This is a genomic window from Pseudomonas sp. BJa3 (assembly GCF_026343815.1).
GTDB lineage: Bacteria > Pseudomonadota > Gammaproteobacteria > Pseudomonadales > Pseudomonadaceae > Aquipseudomonas > Aquipseudomonas soli.
Genome location: NZ_JAOXMC010000005.1, coordinates 145,282 through 157,338, shown reverse-complemented (window position 1 = coordinate 157,338; position 12,057 = coordinate 145,282). Strand labels below are relative to the sequence as shown.

Annotated in this window: 10 protein-coding genes; 8 read left to right on the top strand and 2 right to left on the bottom strand. The window is 64.3% G+C overall.

Annotation, left to right across the window (positions count from 1 at the left end; genetic code table 11):
• Positions 1-197: 197 nt before the first annotated feature.
• From OH705_RS07590 to OH705_RS07575, 4 genes are all read left to right on the top strand, one after another.
• A complete protein-coding gene (locus OH705_RS07590) occupies positions 198-1,007 on the top strand; it encodes a helix-turn-helix domain-containing protein (RefSeq protein WP_094011712.1) in 810 nt (269 codons plus the stop codon).
• 65 nt (positions 1,008-1,072) lie between these two features.
• Positions 1,073-2,479 (top strand): NAD(P)/FAD-dependent oxidoreductase, encoded by a 1,407-nt coding sequence (locus OH705_RS07585; protein WP_104444940.1) that lies wholly within the window; start codon positions 1,073-1,075, stop codon positions 2,477-2,479.
• 33 nt (positions 2,480-2,512) lie between these two features.
• The gene (locus OH705_RS07580) at positions 2,513-2,854 is read left to right on the top strand and encodes a cupin domain-containing protein (protein ID WP_023629781.1); all 342 of its coding nucleotides are present in this window, start codon (positions 2,513-2,515) and stop codon (positions 2,852-2,854) included.
• A 52-nt stretch (positions 2,855-2,906) separates the two neighbouring features.
• Complete coding sequence (locus tag OH705_RS07575) at positions 2,907-3,986, top strand: polyamine ABC transporter substrate-binding protein (RefSeq protein ID WP_023629782.1); 1,080 nt, start codon at positions 2,907-2,909, stop codon at positions 3,984-3,986.
• A gap of 103 nt (positions 3,987-4,089) precedes the next feature.
• On the opposite strand, the gene OH705_RS07570 is transcribed toward OH705_RS07575, so the two are convergent.
• A complete protein-coding gene (locus OH705_RS07570; protein ID WP_023629783.1) occupies positions 4,090-5,673 on the bottom strand; it encodes a peptide chain release factor 3 in 1,584 nt (527 codons plus the stop codon).
• Between the two features lie 480 nt (positions 5,674-6,153).
• On the opposite strand from OH705_RS07570, the gene OH705_RS07565 reads away from it, so the two are divergent.
• The 4 genes from OH705_RS07565 to OH705_RS07550 are packed head-to-tail and all read left to right on the top strand — an operon-like array spanning position 6,154 to position 9,596.
• Entirely contained in the window at positions 6,154-6,867 is a 714-nt protein-coding gene (locus OH705_RS07565; protein ID WP_038706760.1) for an ABC transporter permease, read from the top strand.
• A gap of 13 nt (positions 6,868-6,880) precedes the next feature.
• Entirely contained in the window at positions 6,881-7,792 is a 912-nt protein-coding gene (locus tag OH705_RS07560; RefSeq protein WP_267301676.1) for a glycine betaine ABC transporter substrate-binding protein, read from the top strand.
• Positions 7,789-8,442, top strand: coding sequence for an ABC transporter permease (locus tag OH705_RS07555; RefSeq protein WP_263160170.1), 654 nt, complete (start codon positions 7,789-7,791; stop codon positions 8,440-8,442). The genes OH705_RS07560 and OH705_RS07555 overlap by 4 nt, the downstream gene beginning before the upstream one ends.
• The gene (locus tag OH705_RS07550; protein WP_094011714.1) at positions 8,439-9,596 is read left to right on the top strand and encodes a betaine/proline/choline family ABC transporter ATP-binding protein; all 1,158 of its coding nucleotides are present in this window, start codon (positions 8,439-8,441) and stop codon (positions 9,594-9,596) included. The genes OH705_RS07555 and OH705_RS07550 overlap by 4 nt, the downstream gene beginning before the upstream one ends.
• 40 nt (positions 9,597-9,636) lie before the next feature.
• Here OH705_RS07550 and OH705_RS07545 read toward each other — a convergent pair whose 3' ends face one another.
• Positions 9,637-12,054: a TonB-dependent siderophore receptor gene (locus OH705_RS07545; RefSeq protein ID WP_160290935.1), complete on the bottom strand. Its 2,418-nt coding sequence runs from the start codon at positions 12,052-12,054 to the stop codon at positions 9,637-9,639.
• Positions 12,055-12,057 lie beyond the last annotated feature (3 nt).

Below are 12,057 nucleotides of genomic sequence, written 5' to 3'. Positions count from 1 at the left end.
GTGCAGGGGCTGTGCCACTTTGTGTCAAAACATGACTTCTTTATAAATCAGGCGGTTGGCTTGTAGGCAACATCTGAACATCATGCAAAATGCCAGATCGGGTCGGAAACGGCAGGGCCTTCTGCAAACCTGGCTGCGACCTGTGCACACGGGCTGGTTCTTGTCAGACCGGGACGCGGCGAGGCACCATCCACGGCATGTCTATCACCACCGTCCCCGACGGCCCTGAGCAGACCCCGCTCACCGCCGCCACCGTCATGCGCTACCACCTGTGCTGGAAGCATCGCGACCTGGACGGGGTGATGGCCCTGTACCACCCGGATATCCAGTACCACGACTTCTTCCAGAACCGCGTGCTCGGTTTCAGCCAGCTGCGCGACTACGTGCGCGCCAGCCTGCCCCACGAGGCCGGGGAGGACATCGTCCACAGCGACCGCATCCGCGTCGATGGCTGCACCGCGTTCATCCAGTACCAGGTCACCGTACAAGGCGGCGACGGCCTGGTGGCGTTCCAGTCCAGCGAGGCGATCACGGTCAGGGACGGGCTGATCTGGCAGGTCAACGAATACGCCACGCTGGTGCGCGGCGATGCCAAGGGCAGGCCCGCCGGTGGTCCGCGCCCTGCCACCAGCCGGCTTGGCCTGTCGCCACGCCAGCTGTCGACCATGGCCCAGGACCTGGAGCACTACTTCCAGGCCCAACGCCCCTACCTTGACCCTGAACTGGACCTGCAGCAGGTCGCCGACGAAAGCGGCTACAGCCGCAACCAGATTTCCTACCTCCTCAACCAGGTGCTTGGCCAGAGCTTCTACCGCTACGTCAACCAGGCCCGCCTGCAGCACCTGCTGAGCCGGTTGGACAATAGCTGCGCTACGGCGCCCGTCGATGACCTGGCGTTCAACGCCGGTTTCAATTCGCTGTCGGCGTTCTACAAGTGCTTTCGCGAGCACACCGGCCTGTCGCCCAAAGCCTACCTCAAGCAAATTTCCCTGCGTGCACGCACGTAAGACAGCCCTCCCCGCGCTTCACTAGGATCGTCCACATACCTTGAACGGATGTGGAGCCCGACCCGATGCAACCCCTGCGCACGATCAGCCTGTGGATGGACCAGCTCGACGAGCCGCTGTGCGCGCGCCCGGCCCTGCGCCAGGACCTGGATCTCGACGTGTGCATCATCGGCGCCGGCTACACCGGCCTGTGGACGGCCTACTACCTCAAGCGCCAGGCGCCGCAGTTGAACATCGCGGTGATCGAGGCCAACATCGCCGGCTTCGGCGCCTCCGGACGCAATGGCGGCTGGTTGATGGGCAACCTGCTGGGCGAGGACCGCCTGCTGGCCACGCTCTCGCCGCAGCAACGGCGTGAAAGCATCGACCTGCTGCACGGCATCCCCGACGAAGTCCACGACGTGCTGCTGCGCGAAGGCATCGCCTGCGACTACCGCAAAGGCGGCGTGCTCTACTGCGCCGCCCGCTACCCGGAACAGGAACGCAACCTGCGCGCCTGGCTCGACGACCTCTACCGCCAGGGCATGAATGAAGACGACTACCGCTGGCTGCGTCCGGAACAGCTGGATGCCCAGCTGAAGGTAAGCAACCCCTACGGCGCCCTCTACAGCCCGCACGTCGCCACCATTCAACCGGCCAGGCTGGTGCGTGGCCTGGCACGGACGGTCGAGGCCATGGGCGTGCCGATCTACGAGAACACCCCAGCCATAGACTGGCAGACCGGCGAAGTGCGCACCCCGTTGGCACGCATCCGCAGCCACTGGGTGGTGCCGGCCGTGGAAGGCTACGCCGCCAGCCTGCCACCGCTCGGGCGGCACCAGCTGCCGGTACAGAGCCTGCTGGTGGCCACCGAGCCGCTGCCGGAGTCGACCTGGGAGCAGATCGGCCTGGGCCAGGGCCAGGCCTTCAGCGAAAACAGCCGCCAGGTCACCTATGGCCAGCGCAGCGCCGACAACCGCCTGGTGTTCGGTGCCCGCGGCGGCTATCGCTTCGGAGGCCGTCTGCGCGAGGATTTCACCCTGACCACCGACGAGGTGGAGCTGCGCCGCTACCTGTTCGGCGAACTGTTCCCACAGCTCAAGCACGTACGCATCACCCATTCCTGGGGGGGCAACCTCGGCATGGCCCGGCGTTTCCGCCCCCACATGCTCTGCGACCGCCAGCGCGGCATCGCCCTGGCCGGCGGTTATGGCGGCGAGGGTGTCGGCGCCACCAACCTCGGTGGACGCACCCTGGCCGCGCTGATCCTCGGTCAGCACAACGAACTGACCGCGCAGCCCTGGGTGCACGACAACCGCCCGCTGTCGAGCCTGGCCAGCTGGCCACCCGAGCCGTGCCGCTGGCTGGGCTACAACGCGATCATCCAGAGTTTCGTCCACGAGGACCGGACCCTCGCCAACCCCGCCAGCGCGCCCTGGCGGCGACGCCTGGCCAGTGGGCTGGCCGACTTCATGGAAGGCTTCATGCACTGACTTCCCCTCACCACCACACAGGATCCACTGGTCATGAGCATCACCCAGTTCAAGCACACCGACAGCGCCATCCTGGACAGCAGCACCCCGGTCGCCATGCCCCTCGGCGAGCCGGTCGCAGTGACTTCGGTCACCTGCGTCGAACGCAACGACGGCGTCGAGACCGGTATCTGGGAATGCACCCCGGGGCGCTGGCGGCGGCAGATCGTGCAGCAGGAGTTCTGCCATTTCATCAAGGGCCGCTGCACCTTCACCCCCGACGGTGGCGAGCCCCTGGTCATAGAAGCCGGAGACGCACTGATGCTACCGGCCAACAGCCTCGGCACCTGGGATATCCAGGAGACCGTGCGCAAGACCTACGTCCTCATTTTCTGATCCGCTGATCGCCTGCCTTCGATAACAACAGACAAAGCAAGGTAACCCCGACATGCGCACTCTCCTTCTCGCTCCCCTGATGCTGGCCGCCAGCGTGGCCAGTGCCGCCGACTCGGTGAAGATCTATAACTGGTCGAGCTATATCGCCCCGGACACCCTGAAGCACTTCCAGCAAACCACCGGCATCAATCCCACCTACGACGTGTTCGACAGCAACGAGACCCTCGACGGCAAGCTGATGACCGGCAACTCCGGCTACGACGTGGTATTCCCCTCCAACCACTTCATGGCCCGGCAGATCCAGGGCAAGGCCCTGAAGCAGCTGGACAAGTCGCAACTGCCCAACTGGAAGAACCTCAACCCGGTGCTGCTCAAGGCCCTGGAGGTCAACGACCCGGGCAACCAGTACGGCTTCCCGTACCTATGGGGCAGCACCGGCATTGGCTACAACATCGACAAGGTCAAAGCGGTGCTCGGCGACAATGCGCCCATCGATTCGTGGGACCTGTTCTTCAAGCCCGAATACCTCGCCAAGCTAAAGAGCTGCGGCGTGGCGGTGCTGGACAACGGCCCCGAGCTGCTGCCGATCGCCCTGCACTACCTGGGCCTGCCCCACCACAGCCAGAACCCGGCGGACTACGACAAGGCCAAGGCGTTGCTGATGCAGGTGCGCCCGTATATCAGCTACTTCCATTCCTCGAAGTACACCGGCGACCTGGCCAATGGCGACGTGTGCCTGGTGGTGGGTTTCTCAGGCGACGTGCTGCAGGCGAAGAACCGAGCCGAGGAGGCCAAGAACGGGGTGAAGGTGGGCTACTCGATCCCGAAGGAAGGCGCGCCGATGTGGTTCGACATGGTGGCCATGCCGGCCGATGCACCTGACGAGAAGGCCGGGTATGCGTACATGAACTACCTGTTGCAGCCGGAAGTGATGGCCAACATCAGCAACTTCGTGCAGTACGCCAATGGCAACCAGCAGGCGGATGCGCTGGTGGACCCGGCGCTGAAGGGCAACACGATGATCTACCCGAGTGACGACGTGATGGGCAAGTTGTATGCGCTGGAAGCAATGCCGGCGAAGATCGACCGCATCAGGACGCGGATCTGGACCAGCATAAAAGCCGGCAACTGACATACGTCAGTTACAAGCTTGAAGCTGCAAGCGACAAGAAAAAGGCGGGCCTTTCCGGGCCCGCCTCTTCTTGACGCTCGCAGCTTGAAGCTTGCAGCTGCTCTTAGTGGTGCTCGCGAGTCGCGCGGAATTTCACATCCGGCCAGCGCTCTTCCATCAGCGCCAGGTTGACCCGGGTCGGGGCCAGGTAGGTCAGGTGACCACCGCCGTCGATGGCCAGGTTCTCCACCGCCTTGTTCTGGAATTCCTCGAGCTTCTTCTTGTCGTCGCAGCTGATCCAGCGCGCCGACCAGACGGTGATCGGCTCATAGGCGCACTCGACCTTGTACTCTTCCTTCAGGCGGCTGGCGACCACGTCGAACTGCAGCACACCGACCGCGCCGAGGATGATGTCGTTGCTGCGCTCGGGGAAGAACACCTGGGTCGCGCCCTCTTCGGCCAGCTGCTGCAGGCCCTGGCGCAGCTGCTTGGATTTCAGCGGGTCCTTCAGGCGCACGCGGCGGAACAGCTCCGGGGCGAAGTGCGGGATGCCGGTGAAGCCCAGCGCCTCGCCTTCGGTGAAGGTGTCGCCGATCTGGATGGTGCCGTGGTTGTGCAGGCCGATGATGTCGCCGGCATAGGCCTCCTCCAGCTGCTCGCGCTCGGAGGAGAAGAAGGTCAGGGCATCGCCGATGCGCACGTCCTTGCCAGTACGCACGTGGCGCATCTTCATGCCCTTCTCGTACTTGCCCGAGCAGATACGCATGAAGGCGATACGGTCACGGTGTTTCGGGTCCATGTTCGCCTGGATCTTGAACACGAAGCCGGTGAATTTCTCTTCCACCGGTTCCACGGTGCGCTCGTGGGCGACACGGGCCAGTGGGCGCGGCGCCCAGTCGACAACCGCGTCGAGCACATGGTCGACACCGAAGTTGCCCAATGCGGTCCCGAAAAACACCGGGGTCAGCTGGCCGTTGATGAACGCGTCCTGGTCGAACTCGTGGCAGGCGCCCTGCACCAGCTCGAGTTGTTCGAGGAAGCGGTCGTACTCGTCACCCAGGTGGGCGCGGGCTTCATCGGAGTCGAGCTTCTCGATGATCTTCGCCTCGGTGCGCTCGTGGCCATGCCCCGGGGTGTAGACGATGATGTAGTCGCCGGCCAGGTGATACACGCCCTTGAAGTCGCGGTAGCAACCGATCGGCCAGGTGATCGGCGCGGCCTTGATCTTCAGCACCGCCTCGATTTCGTCGAGCAGTTCGATCGGGTCGCGGATGTCACGGTCGAGTTTGTTGATGAAGCTGACGATCGGCGTGTCGCGCAGGCGGCACACATCCATCAGGGCAATAGTGCGCGGCTCGACGCCTTTACCGCCGTCGAGCACCATCAGCGCCGAGTCCACCGCGGTCAGGGTGCGGTAGGTGTCTTCCGAGAAGTCTTCGTGGCCGGGGGTGTCGAGCAGGTTGATCATGTGCTCGCGGTAGGGGAACTGCATCACCGAGGTGGTGATGGAGATGCCGCGCTGTTTCTCCATTTCCATCCAGTCGGAGGTGGCGTGGCGGTCGGACTTGCGCGACTTCACGGTACCGGCGACGGCAATGGCCTTGCCCATCAGCAGGAGCTTCTCGGTGATGGTGGTCTTACCGGCGTCGGGGTGGGAAATGATTGCGAAAGTGCGGCGCTTCGCGACTTCGGCGGCCTGGTTGGTCATGGGAAATCGCCTGACTGGGGATTCAAAAAGGGGCGATATCATACCTGAAGTCGGGGCGCGGGCCAAAACCGAAGATACGAAAGGCGGCCCGAACATGGCATTCGAGGAATCACGACAGCCACGCATACATCGCCTAGCCCAGGGCCATCCAACGTCGCGTCGGCAAACGCCTCGATAGCAGGTACTTCAACGCCTCCACGTAATATCCGCGCTTTTTTTTCGCGTGAAAATTCCTAGAGCCCAGTGATTAACACTGGCCAAATGCCGCCCCAGATGGGAACCTTTACGCCCACGGAGACGTCCACTCCCCTGCAAGCCGCTTCGCTTCAGGGCTGGTTTCACCTGCTTCACGAGCCCGACGGGGTTCGGCTCATGGCCTGATGCCGCGCATCGGCTGCTACTCGCGAGCACACCACCCGCCGCCAGGAATGGCCGGCCGCACGGGGGTGTGATCGCCGACTATAAAAAAGGAGTCCGCCTGTGGCTGCACGCTACGGAAAAGGGCTGTTGGGATGGGCCGCCGTGCTCGTCATCCTGGCCCTGCTGGTCCACTGGATCGGCATCGACACGATCGCCCGCTACCGCGACGATCTTGGGTTCTACCTGCAAGCGCACCTGATCCTGGTGCTGGCTTCGATGGCGGCGGCGCTGGCCGTGGGCATCCCCGCCGGCATTGCCTTGAGTCGACCGCACCGGGTCGACAAGGCCGAGCGCTTCATGCAGCTGTTCAACGTTGGCAACACCATTCCTCCCCTGGCCGTCCTGGCCATTGCCCTGAGTATCCTGGGCATCGGCGCAGGTCCTGCGATCTTCGCACTGTTCCTCGCCTCCCTCCTGCCCATCGTGCGCAACACCTACGAGGGCCTGAAAAACGTCCCCGCCTCGCTCAAGGAAGCCGCCACCGGCATCGGCATGACCGCGCGCCAGCAGTTGTGGCAGGTCGAGCTGCCAAACGCCGTGCCGATCATCGTCGGCGGCGTGCGCGTCGCCCTGGCCTTGAACGTGGGCACCGCGCCGCTGGCGTTCCTGATCGGCGCCAACAGCCTGGGCAGCCTGATCTTCCCCGGCATCGCCCTGAACAACCAGCCGCAGCTGCTGCTCGGCGCCGCCTGCACGGCGCTGCTGGCCCTGGCGCTCGATGCGTTAGTGAGTTTCTCCAGCAAGCGCTGGCTGGAACGTGGCCTGGCCCAATAAGAAGAGGCAAAGCATGAAGAAAACCATCGCCTTGTTCCTGGGCGCGGCCCTGCTTTGCGCAGGCGTTGCCCAGGCAGCGGAAAAACCACAGATCCGCATCGGCGCCCGGGTGTTCACCGAACAGACCGTGCTCGCCGAGATCACCGCCCAGTACCTGCGCGCCAATGGCTTCGATGTGCGGGTGACCACCGGCCTGGGCAGCAATATCGCCCGCCAGGCCCAGGAAACCGGCCAGCTCGACCTGATGTGGGAATACACCGGCGTATCGCTGGTCTCGTACAACCATATCGACGAGCGCATGCCCGACGCCGCAGCCACCTATGCGCGAGTGAAAGAACTCGACGCGAAAAAGGGCCTGGTCTGGCTGACTCCGTCGAAGTTCAGCAACACCTACGCCCTGGGCCTGCCAAAGGCCGTCGCCGAGGCCTATCCGCAGATCAACTCGATCAGCGATCTCAACCAGGTGCTGCGTGACGAGCCCGACCGCAACCACCTGGTGGCGCTGGACACCGAGTTCGCCAACCGCCCGGATGGCCTGGTCGGCCTGCGCGAGCTGTACGAGCTGCCGCTGGACCGGCGCAACATCCGCCAGATGGACGGTGGCCTGGTGTACACAGCCATGCGCAACAACCAGGTGTTCGCCGGCCTGGTCTACACCACCGACGGGCGTCTGAGCGCGTTCGATCTCAAGCTGCTGGAAGACGACAAGCACTACTTCCCCGACTACACCGCCGCCCCGGTACTGCGCCAGGCCGTTCTCGACGCCCACCCTCGCTTGGCCACCCTGCTCAAGCCGCTGGCCGAGCAACTGGACGACGAGACCATGCGCCAGCTCAACGCCAAGGTCGATGTCGAGCACCAGAGCCCGACGGTGGTGGCCGCCGCGTTCCTGCGTGAGCACCCACTCAGCGAGGTACAGCCATGAGCCTGCTAGACACCTTCGCCCACCTCGACTGGGCACAGGTCCTGCAACTGACCTGGCAGCACATCATGCTGGTCGGCATCGCGGTAAGCCTGGCGATCCTTGTCGGCGTGCCGCTGGGCATCCTGATGACCCGCTTCCCGGTGTTCGCCGGCCCCCTGCAGGCCAGCGCCACGGTGCTGCTGACCATCCCCTCCATCGCCCTGTTCGGCCTGCTGCTGCCGTTCTACTCGAAGTTCGGCCAGGGCCTGGGGCCGCTGCCGGCAATCACCGCGGTGTTCCTTTATTCACTGCTGCCGATCCTGCGCAATACCTACCTGGCCCTGACCAACGTCGAGCCCGGTATTCGTGAAGCCGCCCGCGGCATCGGCATGACCTTCGGCCAGCGCCTGCGCATGGTCGAGCTGCCCATCGCCGTGCCGGTGATCCTCGCCGGTGTGCGCACCGCCGTGGTGATGAACATCGGCGTGATGACCATCGCCGCGACCATCGGTGCCGGCGGCCTGGGCGTGCTCATCCTCACCTCCATCAGCCGCAGCGACATGTCGATGCTGCTGGTCGGCGCGGTGCTGGTCAGCCTGCTGGCTATCATCGCCGACCTGCTCCTGCAAGCCCTGCAACGTGCCCTGACTCCAGAAGGACTGCGCTCATGATCGAACTGAAGAACCTCAGCAAGACCTTCAACGTCAATGGCAAGGACGTCAAAGCCGTCGACGCGGTAAGCCTCACCGTCAACGAAGGCGAAATCTGCGTGTTCCTCGGCCCCTCCGGCTGCGGCAAGAGCACCACGCTGAAGATGATCAACCGCCTGATCACCCCGACCTCAGGGCAGGTGTTCATCAATGGCGAGGACACCACCGGCCTGGACGAGGTGACGCTGCGCCGGCATATCGGCTACGTGATCCAGCAGATCGGCCTGTTCCCCAACATGACCATCGAGGAGAACATCACCGTGGTGCCACGCCTGCTCGGCTGGGACAAGCAGAAATGCCATGACCGCGCCCGCGAGCTGATGCACATGATCAAGCTCGAGCCCAAGCAGTACCTGCAACGCTACCCGCGTGAACTGTCCGGCGGCCAGCAACAACGCATCGGCGTGATCCGCGCCCTGGCCGCCGAGGCCCCGGTGCTGCTGATGGACGAACCGTTCGGCGCGGTCGACCCGATCAACCGCGAGATGATCCAGAACGAGTTCTTCGAGATGCAGCGGGCCCTGAACAAGACGGTGATCATGGTCAGCCATGACATCGACGAAGCCATCAAGCTGGGCGACAAGATCGCCATCTTCCGCGCTGGCAAGCTGTTGCAACTGGATCACCCGGACACCCTGCTGGCACACCCGGTGGACGATTTCGTCAGCAACTTCGTCGGCCAGGACAGCACCCTGAAGCGCCTGCTGCTGGTGCGCGCCGAGGATGCGGCGGACAACGCGCCGTCGCTGAGCCCGGAAACACCGGTGAGCGAGGCGCTGGAGCTGCTGGATGAGCACGACCGTCGTTATGCAGTGGTGACAGACGCCGCGAACAAGGCGCTGGGCTATGTGCGCCGCCGCGACATGCACCGCCAGCAAGGAACCTGCGGTGCCTTCCTGCGTCCGTTCAATGCCACCGCGGCGCACGACGAGCACCTGCGCATCCTGCTGTCGCGCATGTACGAGTTCAACCGGGCGTGGTTGCCGGTGCTGGATGCCGAGCAGGTGTTCCTGGGCGAGGTGACGCAGGAGTCGATTGCGGCGTACCTGAGTTCTGGGCGCTCGCGCGGAGCGAAGACCTCGATCGTGTCGCCGGCCGAGGCAGTGACCTCCTGATAGAAAGCCGGGGGGCGCTTTGCGCCCCGGCAATCTTGGATCAGAACCCTACACTGGCCTGCACATAGAACGTGCGCGGCTCACCCACATAGATCCCCGCGTTGTTGTCGCTGGAGCGGGTGAAATACTGCTTGTCGAACAGGTTCTTCACCCCGGCGGCCAGCTTCAGGTTCGACAGCTGCGGCCCGAACGCATAGCCCCCCCGGGCATGCCAGGTGACGTAGCCCGGAATATCGCCATACTGCCCGTCGGCGCTTGGCTCGGTGATGTAGTTGCCGTTGAAACTGCCATTGGCGTTCATCCCGGTGCCCGGCGCGCGCTGCTTCGACTGGGCGTAGGCATCCAGGTTCCAGGTCCAGCGGTTGACCTCGTAGCGCACACCGGCGGTGGCCACCTGGCGCGAGTAGAACGGCAGGTCACGGCCCTTGAAGCTGGGGATCTCACCCTCGTAGGTGGCACGGGTGTAGGTGTACCCGGCATTCAGCGACAGCCCCTGCAGTCGTGGGTCCAGGCCGGACAGGTCGTAGCGCGCCGAGGCCTCGATACCCTGGTGCTTGGTCGCCCCGAGGTTGGTCCAGCCGACATCGTTGCTGATGTACTGCAGCTCATCGTCGAAGTCGATGTAGAAGGCTGTCAGCTCACCGGCCCAGTTGCCATTGTCATAGCGCGTGCCAATTTCGTAGGTCTTCGCCTTCTCCGGCTCCAGGCCATTTGCCGTGCTGTCGCCGGCGCCGCCCTGGCCCAGCTGGAAGTACTGCAGGCTGCCGAACGAGGTCTCGTAGTTGGCGAACAGCTTCCAGGCATCGGACATGTGGTACATCACGCTAAGTGCCGGCAGCGGTTCGTTGCTGGTGATGCTGCGGTTCTTCTCCAGCACCGGGCGGTAGTTGGCGTCCAGCACCGGTCGGTCGCGCCAGTCGGTGTTGATGTGCTCGAAGCGGATACCCGGGGTGATGGTCCAGTTGCCGACGTCGATCTTGTCGTCGATGTAGTAGGCGCTGGCCTCGGTGCCACCGCTGCGGTCCTGGAACACATGGCCGTCGGAGGTCGGGGTCACGGTCGGCACGTTGTCGACCAGCGCCAGGCGGGTGGACTGTTCGCGCATCGCTTCCTTGAGGTAGCGATAGCCGACGCTGACTTCCTGGGTGGTCGGGCCGACGAAGAAGATCCGCGACAGGCGTGGCTCGATGGCGAAGGTGTGGTAGTTGCGTGGGTACGAAGACAGGGTCTTCTGGTCGCGGGCGGCGATGGCGCTGCCACGGAAGCTGTCGGTGTAGTAGGTCAGCACCTCGAACTGTGTGGCGTCGTCGATCTGCCGCTGCCACTTGAACGACACGTCCTTGCGCCGGCCGCTGAAGTAGTCGTAATCGCGCACCGACTGGTACGGGTTGTGATCGTACTGGGCCTGGGTCAGGCCGCCCGGCATGTCGGCACGGCCGTCGTAGTAGTGGAAATTGAGCCAGAACTCATCGACATCGGTCGGAGCCCAGTGGGTCTTGAGCATCACATCGTCGATATCGTTGTCGTTGTTGCTTTCGCGATAGCCATCGCCATTCACGCCGGTATACAGCAACGCCACGCCCATGCCGTTGTCGGCGGTGCCGCCGACGAAGGCCGACTCGGTGTGCTTCCAGCCGCCATCGCGCGAAGTCTCGAGGGTGGTGGACAGCTCGCCGCTGGCCTTCTCGGGGATCGCCCGGGTGACGAAGTTGATCACCCCACCGACGTTCTGCGGGCCATAGCGCACCGAGCCTGCACCACGAACCACATCGATGCTGTCGAGGTTGCCCGAGGAGATCGGCGCCATCGACAACTGTGGTTGACCGTAGGGGGCGAAGGCTGCCGGGATGCCATCGATCAACACCGTCGAACGCGGCGACAGGCGCGACGTCAGGCCACGCACGCCGACATTCAGCGACAGGTCGCTGCCACCGGTGCCGTTGGAATCCTGCACCTGCACGCCCGGGATACCGCGCAGGGCGTCACGCACGTTCATCGTGCCCTTCTCCACCATCGCTTCACGGCGTACCACGGTGCGCGCGCCCGGGTGATTCTGCACCACGCTCTGCTCGGCGTCGCCCAGCCAGTCCCCGACCACCTTGATATCGGTGGGCGCCAGCTCCAGGCTACCGGTGGTCAGGGTGCCAGCGGCCTGCGCCGGCTTGACCACCACGGTGTCGGCGGACTGCTCAAAGGTCAGCCCGCTGCCTTGCAGCAGTTGCTGCAGGGCCTGCTCCGGCGCCAGGTTGCCGGACACCGCCGGGGCCTGCTTGCCATCCACCAGCTCGGGACTGAAGAACAGTTGCAGGTTGGTCTGCTGGCCCAATTGCTTGAGCGCGCCCGCCAATGGCTGGGCCTGGATCTGGATGTTGTCGGCGTAGCTGTTGCCGGCGGCGGCGCTGACCGCCAGGGCCAGCGCCAGGCGGCGCAGCTGGAGAAGGGAATTATTGTTGTTCACGTC

Coding starts and splice junctions, on each gene's coding strand:
- OH705_RS07590 (WP_094011712.1), top strand. CDS start 198: ATGTCTATCACCACCGTCCCCGACGGCCCTGAGCAGACCCCGCTCACC.
- OH705_RS07580 (WP_023629781.1), top strand. CDS start 2,513: ATGAGCATCACCCAGTTCAAGCACACCGACAGCGCCATCCTGGACAGC.
- OH705_RS07585 (WP_104444940.1), top strand. CDS start 1,073: ATGCAACCCCTGCGCACGATCAGCCTGTGGATGGACCAGCTCGACGAG.
- OH705_RS07550 (WP_094011714.1), top strand. CDS start 8,439: ATGATCGAACTGAAGAACCTCAGCAAGACCTTCAACGTCAATGGCAAG.
- OH705_RS07560 (WP_267301676.1), top strand. CDS start 6,881: ATGAAGAAAACCATCGCCTTGTTCCTGGGCGCGGCCCTGCTTTGCGCA.
- OH705_RS07555 (WP_263160170.1), top strand. CDS start 7,789: ATGAGCCTGCTAGACACCTTCGCCCACCTCGACTGGGCACAGGTCCTG.
- OH705_RS07570 (WP_023629783.1), bottom strand. CDS start 5,673: ATGACCAACCAGGCCGCCGAAGTCGCGAAGCGCCGCACTTTCGCAATC.
- OH705_RS07575 (WP_023629782.1), top strand. CDS start 2,907: ATGCGCACTCTCCTTCTCGCTCCCCTGATGCTGGCCGCCAGCGTGGCC.